This window comes from Corynebacterium sp. c8Ua_99 (assembly GCF_039907185.1).
GTDB classification, from domain to species: Bacteria; Actinomycetota; Actinomycetes; order Mycobacteriales; family Mycobacteriaceae; genus Corynebacterium; species Corynebacterium jeikeium_D.
This window is the reverse complement of record NZ_JASBOG010000016.1, coordinates 26017-43572: the sequence shown is the minus strand read 5'-3', so window position 1 is coordinate 43572 and position 17556 is coordinate 26017. Positions and strand designations below refer to the sequence as shown.

Annotated in this window: 12 protein-coding genes; 7 read left to right on the top strand and 5 right to left on the bottom strand. The window is 60.3% G+C overall.

The genetic code is table 11. The annotated features are described in order from the left end of the window. Positions 1-90: 90 nt before the first annotated feature. Complete coding sequence (leuS, locus tag QKE19_RS09345; protein WP_347890858.1) at positions 91-3009, bottom strand: leucine--tRNA ligase; 2919 nt, start codon at positions 3007-3009, stop codon at positions 91-93. Positions 3010-3069: 60 nt separating this feature from the next. On the opposite strand from leuS, the gene QKE19_RS09340 reads away from it, so the two are divergent. The 4 genes from QKE19_RS09340 (at position 3070) to QKE19_RS09325 (ending at position 6877) form a co-directional block, all read left to right on the top strand. Continuing rightward, positions 3070-3681 (top strand): SdpI family protein, encoded by a 612-nt coding sequence (locus tag QKE19_RS09340; RefSeq protein WP_347890857.1) that lies wholly within the window; start codon positions 3070-3072, stop codon positions 3679-3681. A 71-nt stretch (positions 3682-3752) separates the two neighbouring features. Next, a complete protein-coding gene (locus QKE19_RS09335; RefSeq protein WP_016421713.1) occupies positions 3753-4736 on the top strand; it encodes a bile acid:sodium symporter family protein in 984 nt (327 codons plus the stop codon). Between the two features lie 108 nt (positions 4737-4844). Continuing rightward, complete coding sequence (locus QKE19_RS09330) at positions 4845-5975, top strand: DUF695 domain-containing protein (protein ID WP_347890856.1); 1131 nt, start codon at positions 4845-4847, stop codon at positions 5973-5975. Positions 5976-5989: 14 nt separating this feature from the next. Next, positions 5990-6877 carry a hypothetical protein gene (locus QKE19_RS09325; protein ID WP_049170092.1) on the top strand — a complete coding sequence of 296 codons (888 nt, stop codon included), beginning with the start codon at positions 5990-5992 and terminating at the stop codon, positions 6875-6877. Between the two features lie 51 nt (positions 6878-6928). Here the strand turns inward: QKE19_RS09325 and QKE19_RS09320 are convergent, their stop codons facing one another. From QKE19_RS09320 to QKE19_RS09305, 4 genes are all read right to left on the bottom strand, one after another. Beyond that, on the bottom strand, positions 6929-7279 hold the full coding sequence (locus QKE19_RS09320; protein WP_049170093.1) for an AzlD domain-containing protein: 351 nt from the start codon (positions 7277-7279) through the stop codon (positions 6929-6931). Then, positions 7276-7959, bottom strand: a complete 684-nt coding sequence (locus tag QKE19_RS09315; protein ID WP_049170132.1) for an AzlC family ABC transporter permease — start codon at positions 7957-7959, stop codon at positions 7276-7278. The genes QKE19_RS09320 and QKE19_RS09315 overlap by 4 nt, the downstream gene beginning before the upstream one ends. Before the next feature lie 111 nt (positions 7960-8070). Next, positions 8071-8712 carry a YqgE/AlgH family protein gene (locus tag QKE19_RS09310; protein ID WP_016421725.1) on the bottom strand — a complete coding sequence of 214 codons (642 nt, stop codon included), beginning with the start codon at positions 8710-8712 and terminating at the stop codon, positions 8071-8073. After that, on the bottom strand, positions 8712-10154 hold the full coding sequence (locus QKE19_RS09305; protein WP_016421726.1) for a CCA tRNA nucleotidyltransferase: 1443 nt from the start codon (positions 10152-10154) through the stop codon (positions 8712-8714). Before QKE19_RS09305 ends, QKE19_RS09310 begins: the two co-directional genes overlap by 1 nt. Before the next feature lie 160 nt (positions 10155-10314). On the opposite strand from QKE19_RS09305, the gene QKE19_RS09300 reads away from it, so the two are divergent. The 3 genes from QKE19_RS09300 to QKE19_RS09290 are packed head-to-tail and all read left to right on the top strand — an operon-like array spanning position 10315 to position 17352. Continuing rightward, a complete protein-coding gene (locus tag QKE19_RS09300) occupies positions 10315-11172 on the top strand; it encodes an NUDIX hydrolase (RefSeq protein WP_191622131.1) in 858 nt (285 codons plus the stop codon). Positions 11173-11178: 6 nt separating this feature from the next. Beyond that, complete coding sequence (locus tag QKE19_RS09295) at positions 11179-13716, top strand: hypothetical protein (protein ID WP_070546007.1); 2538 nt, start codon at positions 11179-11181, stop codon at positions 13714-13716. 27 nt (positions 13717-13743) lie between these two features. Further along, positions 13744-17352, top strand: coding sequence for a murein biosynthesis integral membrane protein MurJ (locus QKE19_RS09290; protein WP_347890855.1), 3609 nt, complete (start codon positions 13744-13746; stop codon positions 17350-17352). Positions 17353-17556 lie beyond the last annotated feature (204 nt).

The window sequence follows — 17556 nt, the reverse complement described above, 5'->3', positions numbered from 1 at the left end:
AGTGTCTGGGTTTATGACAAATTTGAGTCGATTTTAGGCCTCAAACTGTCATAAACCCAGACACTTTCTTGTACGCACTAGTCTCCTTGGCTACTTCTTCACAACCAGGTTGACCATCTTGCCCGGAACGACAATGACCTTCACGATATTGCCACCGGCGTTCTCCACAGCTGCGACAACCTTTTCGTCGGCACGCGCGGCGGCCTCGATGTCCTCGCGGGAAGCATCGGTAGCCACGTCAATGCGAGCGCGAACCTTGCCGTTGATCTGAACTGGCAGCTCAACGGTGTCGTCGACCAGCCACTTTTCGTCAACTGCCGGCCACGGACCGTGTGCCAGGGACTCGGTGTGGCCGAGACGGCTCCACAGTTCCTCCGCGATGTGCGGTGCCACAGGGCCAAGCATGAGGGCCAGCGGTTCCACGGCGGCGCGCGGGGCACCGGTCGAACCGTAGGTCTTAGTCAGGTAGTTGACGTACTCAATGAGCTTTGCGACGGCCGTGTTGTCACGCAGCTCTGCGTAGTCAGAGGTAACCCCTTCCACGGTGCGGTTGAGCGCCTTGAGGTCGTCGTCGGAAAGCGCTGCGTCCGTGACGGCGAGCTCACCGGAGTCCTCATTGACCACCAGGCGCCAAGCGCGCTGGAGGAAGCGCTGCGAGCCGACCAGATCCTTCGTCGCCCACGGGCGGGAGGTGTCCAGCGGACCCATGGCCATCTCGTAGACGCGCAGGGTGTCAGCGCCGTAGTTGTCGCAGACCTCGTCGGGGGAGACGGCGTTCTTCAGGGACTTGCCCATCTTGCCGTACTCCTGGAAGACCTCCAGGTCAGAGCCGTCTTCGGCACCGCCTGGGATGAGGAACTTACCATCGCGCTCAACAACCTGATCCGCCGGCTGGTAGACACCACGGGCATCGGTGTATGCGTAAGCCTGGATGTAGCCCTGGTTGAACAGACGGCGATACGGCTCCTTGGAGGTCACGTAGCCGAGGTCGAAGAGGACCTTGTGCCAGAAGCGGGAGTAGAGCAGGTGCAGCACTGCGTGCTCGACGCCACCGACGTAGAGGTCGACGCCGCCTGGGTCGTCCTTACCGTGAGTCTCCGGGCGAGGGCCGGTCCAGTAGCGCTCGTTTTCCAGGTCAACGAACTCCTCAGCGTTATTCGGGTCGATGTAACGCAGCTGGTACCAGGAGGAACCTGCCCAGTTCGGCATGACATTGGTGTCACGGCGGTACTTCTTCTTGCCATCGCCGAGATCGAGCTCGACATTGACCCAGTCAGTGGCCTTGTCCAGTGGAGCCTTTGGCTCGGTGTCAGCATCGTCCGGGTCGAAGGTGACCGGCTTGTAGTCCTCGACCTCTGGCAGCTCGACCGGAAGCATGGACTCGGGCAGCGCGTGGGCGTGACCGTCCTCGTCGTAGACGATGGGGAAGGGCTCGCCCCAGTAGCGCTGGCGGGCGAACAGCCAGTCGCGCAGCTTGTACTGGACCTTCTCGTGACCAGCACCTTCCTTCTCCAACCACTCAATGACGGTGGCGATGGCGGTGTCCTTGTCCAGGCCATTGATGTCCAGGCCGGAATCATTGGCGGAGTTCACGCACGTACCGTTACCGACGTACGCCTCCTTTGCAATGTCACCACCTGCGACGACCTCGCGGATTGGCAGACCGAAGGCAGTGGCGAACTCGTAGTCGCGCTCATCGTGGGCCGGGACAGCCATGATGGCACCGGTGCCGTAGCCAATCAGGACGTAGTCGGAAATGAATACCGGCACCTGCTCACCGCTCACCGGGTTGGTGGCGTAAGCGCCCAGGAAGACACCGGTCTTTTCCTTGTTCTCCTGGCGTTCCAGGTCGGACTTGGAGGCAATTGCGGCGCGGTAAGCGGCGACGGCCTCGGCTGGGGTTTCCTTGCCGAAGGTCCAGCGCTCATCCACGCCCTCGTAGGAACCGCTGCCGGCTTCAACCAGCTGATCCACCAGCTCGTGCTCAGGAGCGAGCACCATGTAGGAGGCTCCGAAGAGAGTGTCCGGGCGAGTGGTGAAGACCCTGACCTTGGTGGAGACCTTCGGGCCGACCTCGGCTGTGAAGTCGACCTCGGCACCGCGGGAGCGGCCAATCCAGTTGCGCTGCATGGACTTGACCTTGTCCGGCCAGTCCAGCAGCTCCAGGTCGTCGACTAGGCGATCAGCGTAAGCGGTGATGCGCATCATCCACTGGCCCAGCCGCTTGCGGAACACCGGGAAGTTACCGCGCTCCGAACGGCCCTCGGCGGTCACTTCTTCGTTGGACAGCACAGTGCCGAGGCCCGGACACCAGTTGACCATCGAATTCGACTGGTAAACCAGACGGAATTCGTCGACTGCTTCGCGCTGCTCGGTCTCGCTGAGCTCAGCGTAGACGCGACCGTCCTTGGTAGCCATCTCGCCCGACTCCAAGAGTGGAATCAGCTCATCGATGCGACGGGCCTTCTTCTGATCCTCATCGAACCAGGCGTTGTAAATCTGCAGGAAAATCCACTGCGTCCACTTGTAGTAGTCCTGGTCAGTGGTCGCGAAAACACGGCGGCGGTCATGGCCAAGTCCCAGGCGGCCCAGCTGTCGCTCCATGTTGGCGATATTCGTTTCCGTCGTCACGCGCGGGTGCGTACCGGTCTGGATTGCGAACTGCTCCGCCGGCAAGCCGAAGGCGTCGTAGCCCAGGGTGTGCAGCACGTTTGCGCCCTGCATGCGGTGGAAGCGCGCGAAGACGTCGGTGGCGATGTATCCCAGCGGGTGGCCTACGTGCAGACCGACACCGGACGGGTACGGGAACATGTCCTGGACGAAAAGCTTGTCCTTCGGCGGAGTCGATCCGTCGGCAGCTGCCAAATCGCCCACCGGGTTGGGGGCGTAGAAGGTGCCGTTATCTTTCCAATACGCCTGCCACTTTCCCTCTAGCTGAGTCGCCAGCTCGGGGGAGTAGCGGTAGTCGGTGGCTTCTGCCGAGGACGAGGACTTTTCGCTGTTGGTCATGGTCTCACAGTCTAATAGGTGCGTTTGGCACGTGCTCAACCACCTATATAAATTGGAAGCATGATTGTCATCCCTGTAATTACCCTGGTTCTGGCTGTTTGCATAGCCGTTGTCGCTGGTTTGGCATGGTCGGCGAAGCTACCGGGTAATAACTGGATCGGAATTCGTGCGCCTGAGGCTCGAAAGTCCCAGGAAAACTGGGATATTACGCACCGCGTTGCCGGCCCGCCGTGGGCTGTGTCCGCTGTCGCTTTCCTCGGCGCCGCCATGCTCGGCTTCCTCGCCATCCGCCCGGAGGCCTCTGGTTGGATGTGGCTGTGGTACGCCGTCGCTCTGCTCGCCGGTATCGCCATGCTCGGCATTGGTGCGGCTATCGGCTCGCACACCATCGCGCTTTACGACGCCAAGGTCTCCGCCGAGTCCGGCTCCGGTTGTGGGTGCGGCGACGGTGACAGCGGCTGTGGCTGTGACTCCGCCGCCACTGATGCCACCGACACTGCGGCTGATGATGCCTGCTGCTCCGACAACCCGGCAGCAGACTGCGGTGTCTCCGGTGGCTGCAGCTCCTGTGGTCTGGAAGGACTGTGCACGGACAAGGGCTCATCCGCGAATGCCACTTTCAAGCCTGTGGACAAGGATGCGCTGCGCAAGGCAGCTGAGCAGAAGAAGTAAAAAATTATTGCAGAGAAAAGCTTCTGCAAAACAGTAAGACAACCTCTGGTTGCCCACTAAGCTATTTGTCCATGTGGCAACGAATTGTGAATTGGCGTCCAGATCCCCTCATCGTCGGTATCGTTGCTGCAGCGATACTGGCGATTATTTTTCCTGCAAGCGGCACTACCGCTGAGGTTTTCAGCTGGGCCACAAAGATCGCCATTGGCTTCTTGTTCTTCCTCTATGGCGCGCGCCTGAGCCCGCAGGATGCGTTGGCCGGTGTTAAGCATTGGCGGCTGCACATAACCATTCTGGCTTTCACATTCGTGCTGTTCCCAATCCTCGGCCTGCTGATGAAACCCCTGGATTGGATTCTTTCTCCTGGCCTCTACCTGGGCATTTTGTACATGACGCTGGCACCGTCGACGGTGCAGTCGAGTGTGAACTTCACCTCCATCGCCAAGGGCAATGTCGCCGGCGCAATCGTCAGTGCCTCGGCATCTAACCTGCTGGGCATTGTGGTCACACCGGTGCTGGTGATGCTGTTGATGGCCACCGGCGGCGGCATTCATGTGGATTCGTCGGTGTTCTTGGATATCTCGCTGCAGTTGCTGCTGCCATTCGCAATCGGCCAGCTCACTCGCCGTTGGACCCTGAAGTTTGCCGCCGCGAAGACGACTAAGAACGTTGACCGCCTATCTATCGCAATGGTCGTTTACGCGGCGTTCTCCGAGGGCATGGTGCAGGGCATCTGGTCGAAGGTGCCGGCAGGGGACATTGTCATCCTGTGTGTGCTTTCGGTCGTGCTGGTGGAATTCGTTTTGCGGTTGTCCGGATTCATCGCAAATAAGATGGGCTTCGACCGCAAGGACCGCATTGCGATTCAGTTCTGCGGTTCGAAGAAGTCCCTGGCCACCGGTCTGCCCATGGCTGCCGTTATCTTTGGTGCCGATGCCAGCCTCTACATTTTGCCGCTGATGATTTTCCACCAGATTCAGCTGATGATCTGTGCGGTCTACGCCGCTCGCTGGGGCAAGGAAGCAGAAGCTGAGCCGGAGCCACAACCCGCTTAACGCGGTCTAGCGCATGGACCCGAGGGGCGAATCCGGCTTGGCACATATACTGGGGCGCACAACATATGGTTCGGTTTTAAACGAGCAAACGAAAGTGTGAGATTCAGCATGGCTAACGAGAATCCGGCTCCGTTCTCCCCGGAACAGCGCGCCGCAGAAGAGACCGCAATCAACGAGTTCTGGTCGTGGTGGAACTCTTTTGGCGCCGATGCGCTCGACTCGATGTTTAGTGTCCAGCTCGGTATCGATGGTGCTCCGAATGCCGCCGATGTGGACATTATTGATGTCCAGAAGGAGGTCGGCGGCCGCATCGCCGCTATTAATGACCGGCTCATCTGGGGGTTTGAGGCTGGCGCTCCGTATTCTCGCCACCTTCTGACTGTTAGCGCTGCCGGCGATCCGGAGCTGCGTCCGGTCGCTCGCCGTTGGCTGGAGGCCGCGCCTGACGACGGCGCGGTGTGGTCTTTCACCGACCTCCGTCAGGCGGATCCGGCGATGAAGCTGTCGCTGGGGGATGTCGCGGCCACGTTGGTTGCACAGGGTGCGCTCGAGGCCGATGCTCCGGCCGAGGTCGATCCGGCAGACGCACGCGTGGCTGTTAGCAGTGGTCATGGGGCAGTGGACGTTCGTCTATTCCACCCGCTGTTCCCGGCAATTGCTCAGTTGGAGGACGGTGAGCGCTTGGTAGCTCAGCTCGGTTTCACGCTGCTGCAGCTGGCTCTGGGGGAGGAGGACTTCGGCCTATGGCTGCGCGGCTTTGCCTTCGCTGGCGAGGAGCCGGAAGGTGCTATCCCGCTACCGGAGCTGGGCGGTGTCGTCGAGCAGCTCGCGGAAGAGTGCCCGGAGTGGCTCACCATTGATGCCGAAGCCAACGGCCAGCCACTCGTCGTCGCTACTCGCGCGCCGATTACGCAGCTGGTGAGCCCGACTATGACGCAGCATGTGCTGATTCAGCTCATGCTCGGCAATATTGATGACAAGGGCTTGCCGACGGACGAATCGAAGGAATCCCTCTCCGAGTTCAATACCGCTGCCGCTGAAGCCATCGCTGAGGACAAGGGTATTTTTGTTGCAACTGAGCAATCCGATGGCATGGCTCTGATGCACTTCTTTATTGACCCGGCATCTGATGCGGAGGCGGGTCTGCAAGCTGTTGCGGAGACGTGGACCGAGGGAGAGCATGTCATCGATACCGCTTACGATCCAGCTTGGCAGCGCGTCGGTCACCTGCGCGTGTAGATTGGTTTTTTGTTATGAACGCTCGTCATCGTCTTACTCCACGGCCTTCCCGCGCGATTCGCATGGGTCTTACCGGTGTCATCGCTGTCACCAGCCTTCCGCTGGCAGCTGGAAACGTCGCTGCGGCTCCGCAGCCAAAACTGACTCCGCAGGGCACTATTGATGCTCCGGGGCGAACCCAGATCAGCTTTACCCACACCCCAAGTGGCACGCACTACGGTACGGCGAACGAGAATGAAGCTCGTCCGGGGCTTTCGATTGTCAAGCTCTACATTGCGGACTACGTCTTCAAACATGGCACAGAAGCGGACAAGGCGAAGGCCACAGAGATGATTCGCTACTCCGATGACAATATCGCCAGTGAGCTCTATGGCCGTTACCCGGATTCCATCAACGCCACTGCGCGTGAATACGGCCTCAGCAACACCCACGATGCAGGTCACTGGGGAAATTCAACTACGTCCAGCGCGGACACTGTGAAGTTCCTGGAGGCCAAGAAGCGTGAGAACACTTCTGACCCGGTTCTGGTTGCTATGAGCACCGCGTCACCTGTGGCAGCGGATGACTACCGTCAGGATTACGGCACCGCCACGCTGCCGGGTGTTATTGGCACAAAGTGGGGTTGGTCCGATGACCGCCAGAGCGTTCACGCCTCGGCATCCATTGGACCTGACTTCAGCGTCGCTGCTAACACCTACGGCACGAAGGAAACTCACACCAGCGATGTTCAGAATGCCTTCGACGGCACGCTGGGCACTCCATCGCTGCCGGACATCCCAGGCGTCCCGAACCTGCCCGAGAGCCCAAATCTCGGCGAACTACTGAATCTGCCGGAATCCCCGCAGCTGCCCCAGATTCCGGGACTACCGGACTTCACTGGTCAGGTACCGGCACAGTTCTAGCCACTGCCGCTAGCCACTGGTCCGCTGGCACCGTCCCACACACAGCGCACCTCACGCGACAAGGTTCACGAGGACCATATACAGCGCCGTGCCTACAAAAATCGAAATCACGGTGTTGCGCCGCCACCAGTGCAGGCCAACGGTGACGGCCAGCGCTACGGGCACGGCCCAGGCAGCGCCGGGGTCGCCACTCTCACCGCTGAGTCCTAGCCGCCCGAAGACGGTGTAGGCAACCAACGCCACCATGACTCCAACCGGCATGGTCGTGCCGAGGAACTCGAACAGGGGAGACCCCTTCAGAGTGCGCACGAATGCAAACGGCAGCGCACGCAGCGCAAGAGTCACCGTACCCATCGCAAAGAGCGCGGCAAGCACATAGCCGGAATCGGGCATCGCGGTCATGCTCGCTCTCCCTCCGTCGTACGCTGATTGCTTGCCGACGTCATGCGCATCACCCGATCCACCCGCGGTGACCACACGCGCAACAGCAGCAGGCCGAAGTACATCAGCAGTCCGATAACCAGCATCTGGTTCGGGTTAATCAGCCAGCCCACCAGCGTGCAGACGATAGCGGACAGGGGCAGTGACCAGTCCTTAGAAGTCTCAAACGCGTCCATGGCCAGCACCGTAAAGAGCGCCACCAGTGCGAACTCGGCACCGCGGATACCCTCGGGCAGTGCTGCGCCGGTTAGCGCCCCGACAATGCCGGAGCCCACCCACAATAACTGGCAGAGAATCTGAATCGTCAGCAGTCGGTGGCCCGACATCTTTTCGGTCGGATTTGCTGCAGAGACGATGGCATACGACTCGTCGGTAAGCGCGTATGTGGAATATGCGCGGCCGAGACGAGACTGTATCCGGTCGCGTGGGAACGTCAGTCCGTAGAAGACGTGGCGGAAGTTGACCATAAAGGACGTCACGGCACAGCCGAGCAGACCCGTATGCGCCATAACCAGGCCGACAGCGAGGAATTCCATCGACCCGGCGTAGACCACGAAGGAGAAGATGGGGGCCCACCACCAGCTAAAGCCAGTTTGTGCGATGAGCAGGCCGAATGCGAGCCCTAGCGGAATGAGTCCCATGCCCACGGGCAGTGTCTGCCGGATGCCGGCAGCTATGTCGCTGCGGTCGCTGTTTCCTGTGGCGCTACTTCCTTCAGCCCTGTTTCCTTCGGTATTGATGTGCTCACTCATCTAGTTGTCACGTACATCTACGGGATAGGTGCCATACAGTGGCAGCGGCCAGGGCTGACGGCGCATGCAATCACCCCAGATGTCCGCGGCAGCAGGCGCGAGTACATCTGAGGGCAGGGCAGGGGCGACGTACCAGTCACCGCGCTCGAGCTCGTCTTCCAGCTGCCCCGGATCCCAGCCTGCGTAACCGGCGAAGATGCGTGCGCCATCTATGCGGTCGCGTACGCCCTCCGGCTCCGCACCGAGGTTGACCAGCGCAAACCTGTGAGCGATGCGTTCCATCAGCGGGGCACCGGTAATACTGTCGGTCTCCTCTGGGAGGGTGGCACCATTTCGCACCACACCAATGCAGATTGGCTGTGTCTGGTTGACCGGACCCCCGACGTAGAGCACCGGCGGCTTGGCCATCAGCGGCGCCCAAGGCTCGAGCACATTGTGCACCGGCGTCTGCGAACGCTGCGTGAGATCGACACCAAGGGTGCCGTGTTCATCGTGCTCAATAAGGAAAATCACCGAGCGGGAAAACTCCGGCGAGAGCATGCCGGGTGCTGCGAGCAGCAGCATCCCGGCAGCCGGGTCGTTGCGCTCAAGGCTGGTAAAAAGCCGGTCGCCGTAGAGATTTTCCGGATTAATCGATGCCATTAGCTCTCACTTTCGCTTTCAGCCTGCTCACCGGACTGCTCGTACCACCATTTCTTCAGCGCCAAGATAGCATCTTCACGCTCCAGCGGACCGGACTCCAATCGCAGCTCTTTCAGGTAATTCCAGGCCTGTCCGACTTCTTTGCCGGGCTTCAGGTCCAGAATTTCCATGATTTCGTTGCCATCCAGGTCGGGGCGGACGCGTGCGAGGTCCTCCTGCTCGGCGAGCTCCTTGATTCGCGCTTCCAGGCTGTCGCAGGCTCGTGCGAGGCGTGCTGCTTTACGACGGTTTCTCGTCGTACAGTCGGCCCGCACGATTTTGTTGAGTCGTTCCAACAGATCTCCGGCGTCGTTGACATAACGTCGCACCGCCGAGTCCGTCCACTTGCCTTCGCCGTAGCCGTGGAAGCGCATGTGCAGGTAGACCAACTGCGAGATTTCGTGGTTGGTCTTCTTCGGGAACTTCAGTTTCCGAAGGCGGCGCCGCACCAGCTTCGCACCAACCACTTCGTGCTGGTAAAAGGTGACGTTTCCCTGCTCGTTGTAGGCACGGGTAGCGGGTTTGCCGCAGTCGTGCAGCAGTGCCGCCCAGCGCAGTACGAGGTCCGGTTCACCGGGTTCTTCCTGGTCAATAGCTTGCCGCATGACCTGCAGAGAGTGTTGGTAGACATCCTTGTGCTGGCGGTGTTCATCCTGCGTCATGCGCATGTCGGAAATCTCCGGCAGCACGCGGTCGGCCAACCCCGATTCCACCATCAGGTCGATACCTCGGCTTGGGTCCGCACCCAGGATGAGCTTGTTCAGCTCGGTGGAGATGCGCTCGACCGTGATGCGGTCAATTTCGCTGGACATTTCCTTCAACGCCTTGAGCACACGCGGTGCCACATCGAACCCCAACTGGGATGCGAAGCGGCAGGCACGCAGCATCCGCAGGGGGTCGTCGCCAAAACTGACCTCCGGCGCACCCGGGGTATCCAACACACCCGCGACAAGATCCTCGAAACCTCCGAGCGGGTCAAGGAAGGTGCGGGTGCCGTCACCGTGGAGCTCCACGGCGATGGCGTTACAGCGGAAGTCACGGCGGATTAGATCGCCCTCCAACGTGTCACCGAAAGTGACCTCCGGATTCCGGCTGACCTGGTCATACGTATCCGCGCGGAAGGTGGTGATCTCCACCTGACGGCCATGCCGTTCCGCGGAGAGTGTGCCGAATTCAATGCCGGTATCCCAGACAATGTCCGCCCAGTCATCGAGGATTGCGCGTGTCACCTCCGGGCGCGCGTCGGTGGTGAAATCGAGATCCACGCCCAGTCGCCCTAAGAGAGCATCGCGCACAGAACCGCCCACGAGGTACAGGCGATGGCCAGCTGCACTAAACGCAGCTGCCAGCGAATCCAGGATCTCCGACTCCTTGGCGATTGCCTGATCCGCCACTGCCAGCATTGCCGTCCTGCGCACCTGTGGGTCCGCGTCAGCAGTCGCCGGAGTAGCACCGTGAGGTGTAGTCCCCCCGGGCTGGTCACCATTTGTCGTTGAAGGAGTCGATTGTGTCACGACCGACACAATACCCGCTTATACCTATAAACCCGGTAGTCTAAGTGGAATGAACAACGTGGTACGCAATGACAACTCGGCGGCGAAGAGCCGTCGACGTCGTCGGCGACCGCGCAGAAGGGGTGGCGTTTCCTCGTCCACCAACACTAGCAACGCTACTACCAGCGGAAATTCTGCGAAACGTAGTGGCTCCGGTGCCAATGGCCCCCAAAAGGCCAAGCCAAACTCCGGTGGCGCCAAGAAATCTTCCAAATCACCGAAGTCGGCACGACCCTCGAAGCAGTCGAACAACCGCGGTGGCCGTAAGAACGGTCAGGATAGGACCAATCGCCGTCGTCACGCACAGACGAAGCGCACAAACAATCGCCGTGCGCACTCGTCGCGCGCGCAAAATGCAGCGCCGATGCAGACCTCGATTGAGACTTCGGCGGGCGGACTGGTCGTCTCGGGGCTTGCCGAGGCGGTCGGAGATGGCGGCAAGGTCAACCTGTCACGGATTTATGTCGCGCTCATTGGTCGGCACGATCGTCGCGGGCGCCTGCTGTGGTCGATGCCTAAGGGCCATGTCGAACCCGGCGAAGCTTTCGCTTCCACCGCCGAACGTGAGGTGTGGGAAGAAACGGGCATTCGCGGCGAGGTCATCGAAGAGCTCGGTGTGATTGACTACTGGTTTGTCTCCGATGGCACGCGGATTCACAAGACCGTGCACCATCACCTTCTGCGCTACGTCGATGGCGATTTGAACGACGAAGACCCCGAGGTCACCCAGGTCATGTGGGTCCCTGTAGACACCCTGGTGGAACGGTTGGCCTACGCTGACGAACGCAAACTGGCCCGGCGCGCGCACAATCTGCTGCCCGATCTCGCCCGCGCGGAAAAGCGAGCAGGCCGGCAGACGCCGAGGTGATTGCGCATGTTCAGGTTGCAGTTGCCAAGAAATGTTGTTCGTAAAGTCACGGCCGCTTCCGCAGCGCTCATACTGTGCTTGCCGACGACCGTTGCGCCCCCAGCTTTTGCGCAAGATGAGCAGTTGTGGGGCAGTGGCACCAATCGTGTCGGTGAACAGGGCCCCCTTCGGCTTTCGATAACCAGCTTCACTCCGCATGTCGCGGCTCTGCATTCGACACTGACCATCAAGGTGCAGGTGCACAACACCTCCGATGCGGATATCAGCAATGTTGCGCTGCGCCCACAGCGGGCCGGCGCACTGGCTTCCTCTGCAGATGCGCGGACGATTCTCGCTGAGCCTGAATCAGTGTTTGATGTGGCTGGGACCTTCAGTGCCCCCATCGAGCTGAAAGCGGGGGAGAAGCGTGAGGTTACGCTAAGTGTTCCTATCTCCGCACCGTCCCCAGAAGGACTCGACATCACGGAAGCCGGCACGTTTCCGCTGCTCATCAATGCTAACGGGCAACCGGCAGATGACATCGACCGCCTGCTGGCGGAAACACGCGCACTGCTACCGGTGACGGATCCGCAAGCCGCAGGTGATGAGCCGGAACCGCCTGCCGGTGATGAGAACGACAACGATGAGACCGACAATTCCGATGCGCCCACCCGCCGCGACCCAGTGCCGTTTTCGCTGATTTGGCCCATCAGCCAGCCAGTGCCACTGGTCGGCGGTGAGACCGGTGACGCACCCTCGTCGCCGAATCTCATCCTCACCGACAATTCTTTGGCCGAGTCTCTCGAACGCGGTGGCCGCCTCGACGGTTTGCTCACCTCGTTGGAAAAGGGCTTTGCCGGCCCGGATGGGCAGAGGTTGCGGGAATCGACCTGCATCGCCATCGACCCGGAGACCCTCGACGCAATCTCCAGGATGACCCGCGAATACTGGATTGGCACCAGCCGCCCAAGTCCTGTGGAGTCCTCTCCGCGACTGCGGGATTCCTGGGGAAACGCGGATGACACCAATCTCACGCATATGCCCGCCAGTGACAATGCTGCCGCCTGGCTCAATCGGCTGCACGATCTCACACAGGACACCTGCACACTGTCACTGCCGTGGGGCGGCACCGATGCCAGCGCCGTGGCTCGCGTGGGGGATCACGAGCTTTCGATGGAGGCACTCGCCGCTGGTCGGCAGACTATCGCCAAGCATTTGGACGTTCAGGCACTGCCGGGCCTCTATTTGCCGGCCGAGGGATACGTGACGTCGGAAAGCGCCCCGCTGTACTCGGCGGCCACGGCCCTGAACGGGACCACCCCGGAGCGCGCATTCGAAAACCGCGTAGATACCAGCGAGACGATGCCACCCTCGCCCACTCCACCCGAAGCCGCGCACGACACCACCGTGTTAGTCGCAGACAACACCGCCTTCACCGCCGATGGTCAGACACTGCGCCCCGGCCATAGTGGCGTGCTTGCCGACGGTAGCCGCGCCTTCGCCCTCCCTGGGGCACTGACAACCTCTCTGGCTGCAACAGGACGGTCTCCCCAGACTGTGGCGTATTCGAATTTGCTCGGACGCTACGATTTCCGAATCGACTCCGAGGCTGCACGGATGCAGACAGCGATTGGCACTCTGTTCCAATCACTGACTGATTCGGATGACCCTCGCGCGGCTGTGGTGGCAGCACCACCGTCCGGTTGGGATCCACGCGCTAGCGACGCTGAAGATTTCATGGCCGCGGTCCGGAAAGCCGTGGACGATAACCTGGCTGAGCTGACTCCGCTGATGGACTCCATCACCACTTCAGCTCACGACCTGGATGCGGGCTCGGTTACTCCAATTGACGAACTTGCCGATCCCGCGCCAGTGAGTGAGACGCTCGTGGAGAAGGCTCAACTGGCCTCCCGCGAAATCACGGACCTGACCACAATCATGTCCAACGATCCCAATGTCGCACTGACACGGTATGAATTCACCCGTCCCCTGCGGCACGACTTGCTGCGCTCGTTTACAACTCTCGGCCGGCGAAATCAGCTGCAGTCAACTGACGTGCAGCGGCGGAGCGAAGAACTCAGCGACCAGGCACTGATTATGAATCGACGCCTGCGCAATTCGGTGACGTTGGTAGCTCCCGGCGGTGTCTACACCCGCGCAACGCAGCTGTCGCCGATTGCGGTGCTGGCTCGTAATGGCCTGCCGCTGCCGGTTCCCGCGTTCGTGCGCGTCGGCGCTGGAGATTCGGTGTTGGAGGAGAAGTATGAGGCCGCCATCCCCGCCAAGGGGTCGGTGACTGTTCAGTTCACTCCGAAGTCGGGTGATGATGCAGAATCCACTCCGGCAACCAATGCTCCAGAGGGAGACCGGCCACGGGATAGTGGAGACAACTCCCACAATCTGTTGCTGTGGCTCGAATCACCTGGCGGCACGCCGATTTCTCGATCAGTGAGTATTTCCGTGCAATCGGGCGCTTCGGTTGGGGTTTTGGCTATCGTGACCCTCGTCATCGTCACTGTTGGTGGGTTTTTTGCCGCAAAACGGTCACAGTACTTTCGGAAATAGACCCCCTTTTAAGCAACAATAGGACATGTGACTGACTCAGACGCGCATAAATCTGGACTTCGAGGCCGCATTCGTCGCCCCGCGCCACCGGCTCCGGTTCCGGCGGCGCGGCCAACGGCTGAATCTCAGCCGGCCGAAGCGGCCCCGGACCTAACTCGCGTATCCGGCCATAAGGCAAATGCCGATACCGCCACTGACGCGATGACGGAATTGGCATCACCATCGCCAGCAAAGGCGGCAACTGCGACAGCAACCGCTTCCAGCGATTCCTCCGCAGGCTCGACGGCGGACGCAAATCAGGGACAGTCGAACTCGGACATCGTCGCCTCCACGGGCTCGATGGCAATCGCTACCCTGATTTCGCGCATTACGGGTTTTTTGCGAAACCTGCTCATCGGCGCGACGCTGGGTCCGGCTGTGGCTTCAGCCTTCAACGTCGCCAACACACTGCCGAACCTGATTACGGAAATCGTCCTCGGCGCAGTGCTGACTTCTCTGGTGGTGCCAGTGTTGGTGCGCGCGGAGAAGGAGGATCCAGATCACGGTGCCGCCTTCATTAGACGTCTCTTGACTGTCTCTATGACGCTGTTGGCAGTGGTGACGGTGCTGGCGGTGATAGGTGCGCCACTGTTGACCAGATTGAGCCTTAACGAGGCCGGTAAGGTCAACGTTCCGCTGGCAACGTCATTTGCGTTCTTACTATTGCCGCAGATTATCTTCTACGGCATATTTGCGCTGCTCATGGCGGTGCTAAACACCAAGGGAATCTTTAAACCCGGTGCGTGGGCACCTGTCGCCAACAACGTCGTGGCCATTGCCACGCTCTTGCTATATCTGTTCCTGCCCGGCCAATTGAGTCCGGATTCGGACGGTTCACTCTCCGATCCGCACATCCTGCTTTTGGGTCTTGGTACCACCCTGGGTGTCGTCATTCAGGCAGCCATCATGATTCCCTACCTCAAGCGCGCGGGCATTGATTTGCGTCCGCTGTGGGGTATCGACGACCGCATCAAACAGTTCACCGGCATGGGTGTCGCGATTATTACCTACGTGGCAATTTCCCAGGCTGGTTACTTCATCACCACCAATATTGCCTCGACTGCCTCCAAGGCCGCGCCGACGATTTACCAGCAGGCGTGGCTGCTGTTGCAGGTGCCCTACGGCATCATCGGCGTTACCTTGCTGACCGCCATCATGCCGCGACTGTCCCGCAATGCAGCCGACGGCAATGATGGGGCAGTGGTCCGCGATCTGTCCATCGGTACGCGCCTGACCATGATTGCGCTGGTGCCGATCGTCGCATTCTTCACCGCATTCGGCCGCCCCATCGCCGTCGGTCTTTTTGCGTATCTGGAGTTCCCCCGCGAAACCGCAGAGATTCTCGGCTGGACGCTGTCCTTCTCGGCGTTCTCGCTTATTCCATACGCCATTGTGCTTTTGCACTTGCGTGTTTTCTACGCCCGTGAAGAGGCCTGGACCCCGACTTTCATCATCCTCGGCATTACCACCGTCAAGGTGATTCTGTCGTTCTTCGCTCCTCGTCTGGCTTCTGACGATGAGACCGTCGTCGTGTTGCTCGGTGCCGCCAACGGTTTCGGTTTCGTCGCCGGCGCGGTAATTGGCTTCTTGCTCTTGCGCCGCACTCTCGGACACTTGGACAGTAAGGCGACCGTCCACACCGTGCTGTGGGCACTGGGGGCGTCGCTTGTCGGTGTCGCCGTTGCTTGGGGCGCATTCGCATTGACCGACCTTGTGCTGTTCGATTTCTTCGGTTCCTTCGGCGTGCTGCTGCAGACCATCGTCACCGGCGTGGTCTTCCTCATCGGTACCGGCCTGGTGCTCGCTCAGGCTCCATTGGAAGAGGTCCGCGTTCTGGGTGGCTTCCTCGGCCGCATCCCGGGTCTACGCCGCTTTGCTCCGCAGCCTCATGCAGCCGACAATGCCGTCGCCGACCGTGAGGATATGGAGCGCGAACGTGGCTTCGCCGCTGATGCTTTCTCGATTGCCCCGTCGAACCTGATCGGCGAGGCCACGGGTCTGGCAAACGAGGGCTTCACCGCTTCGCCGCTGCTGCCACCGATGCCGACGCAGGGTTCTCGCCCAACCCGCTATGTACCCGGCGAGATGGTATCAGGTGGTCGTTTCCGTCTGCGTTCTGAAGTCGCAACCTACCCAGGTCTGCGCCTGTGGCGTGCCATGGATATGGGCGATCCCGACAACTCAGATGTCGCACTTGTCTTCGTCGACACGATTGCACTGCCGTACTACGACACTTCGCCATCGGTTGCCGCCCAGAAGATTGCCACGACGACCAATGAGCTGCGTGACCTGGCTGGCACCGGGATGTCCCGCATTCATAGTGTGGCGAAGACACGCACCGAGGTGCTCATCGTCGCCGACTGGACCAGCAGTATCGGTATTGAGCGGTTCGATCAGGCCGCCCACCCGGATGCCCTGGCACTCGCAATAGCATCACTTGCCGAGACAATCGCCGACGCCCACGAATCTGGGCGCTGCCTTGGCCTGACAAACAAGCCTGGACAATTGCGCATCAGCAGCGACGGCCACATCTACGACGCTTTCCCCGTCGTTTTGCCCGATAGCTCGCAACGTTCGGACTACAACGCGTTGCTTTCTGTCATCGACGAGCTGTTCTACAACGTGCCAAATATCCCCTCCGATATTTCTGCTGCCATCGACCGCGCGAAGCAGGTTCGCCCGGAGAACTTCAACCAACAGGAGTCGCCAGCTCGCACACTCGCGGAGGATTTGCGCACTGCAGCGCTCGGCCCCGACTCTTCGGAGTTTCTCGCAATCGACCCCGACACCGGTGCGCGCGAATCCGTCGATGCCGACGGTGTAGCCCAATCAAACGCTCGCCACACCAAGAATCGCACCCGCGCATTCAGCACCGGCGCAGTCGTTGTCGGTGTAGTCATTGTCGGTGCACTTGTCGCCGCGGGCATCTTTGGTCTGGTTAACCGTTCCTCGGACGCACCGATTAACTCCGAGTCCGTACGACGCGGCCCGGCTCCGATCACGACGCTTTCGCTTGCCGACGCTAACGAGTGGCAGGCCGACAGCGACAACCCGGCAGCCGGTCCAGACAATCCGGACATGGCTGAGCTGACCATCGATAGTGACGAGGAAAGCTTCTGGGTAACTTCGACTTACCTCAGCCAGTTCGGCAATCGTCCAGAGGACTTCAAACCTGGCGTTGGTATTCGGGTCACTCTGGATGAACCGGCAACCATTCGAGAACTTAAGGTCGCGGCGACCCCGGGCGCACACATTGAAGTTCGCGGCCTACGAGATGCTGACTCGACGAACTTGGATGACACAACGGTTCTCGGAAGCGCTACTGCCACCTCAGATACGACGACCATTGAAATCGATAGCCGCGACACTGAGTGGAAGAACCTTGTTGTCTGGATCTCCGGCTTGCCGACGGCTGCGGAAGCGGTAGCCGACAGCGACTCAGACACTGACGCTGATACAGATGCTGATGCTGATGCTGAGTCGCAGAATTCCGATGCGGACAACCCACTTGTCGGCGACCGCAATCTGGCTGAGCAATCTCCGGATTCGTTGCTGCCAGTTGCTATTGGCGACATTCAGGTGCGTGGTACGGAATAACGCTCTGAGCTTGCCTTAGGTGGCAACAGTTCAAGTTGTCCCAAGTTATCCACAGCTACTGGGACGTTTTGAAATTCATCCACAGCCCGCGGTCTCCACAGCAGTTTTGCCAAGCGGAGAGCGCGGGTTTCGTGTTTGCATAGGAGCCATGAACTTTGGGGGAAGAAATCGAATTGGGGACAGTCACCGTAAGGCCCGCATGGG

Coding starts and splice junctions, on each gene's coding strand:
- leuS (WP_347890858.1), bottom strand. CDS start 3,009: ATGACCAACAGCGAAAAGTCCTCGTCCTCGGCAGAAGCCACCGACTAC.
- QKE19_RS09340 (WP_347890857.1), top strand. CDS start 3,070: ATGATTGTCATCCCTGTAATTACCCTGGTTCTGGCTGTTTGCATAGCC.
- QKE19_RS09335 (WP_016421713.1), top strand. CDS start 3,753: ATGTGGCAACGAATTGTGAATTGGCGTCCAGATCCCCTCATCGTCGGT.
- QKE19_RS09330 (WP_347890856.1), top strand. CDS start 4,845: ATGGCTAACGAGAATCCGGCTCCGTTCTCCCCGGAACAGCGCGCCGCA.
- QKE19_RS09325 (WP_049170092.1), top strand. CDS start 5,990: ATGAACGCTCGTCATCGTCTTACTCCACGGCCTTCCCGCGCGATTCGC.
- QKE19_RS09320 (WP_049170093.1), bottom strand. CDS start 7,279: ATGACCGCGATGCCCGATTCCGGCTATGTGCTTGCCGCGCTCTTTGCG.
- QKE19_RS09315 (WP_049170132.1), bottom strand. CDS start 7,959: ATGGGACTCATTCCGCTAGGGCTCGCATTCGGCCTGCTCATCGCACAA.
- QKE19_RS09310 (WP_016421725.1), bottom strand. CDS start 8,712: ATGGCATCGATTAATCCGGAAAATCTCTACGGCGACCGGCTTTTTACC.
- QKE19_RS09305 (WP_016421726.1), bottom strand. CDS start 10,154: ATGCTGGCAGTGGCGGATCAGGCAATCGCCAAGGAGTCGGAGATCCTG.
- QKE19_RS09300 (WP_191622131.1), top strand. CDS start 10,315: ATGAACAACGTGGTACGCAATGACAACTCGGCGGCGAAGAGCCGTCGA.
- QKE19_RS09295 (WP_070546007.1), top strand. CDS start 11,179: ATGTTCAGGTTGCAGTTGCCAAGAAATGTTGTTCGTAAAGTCACGGCC.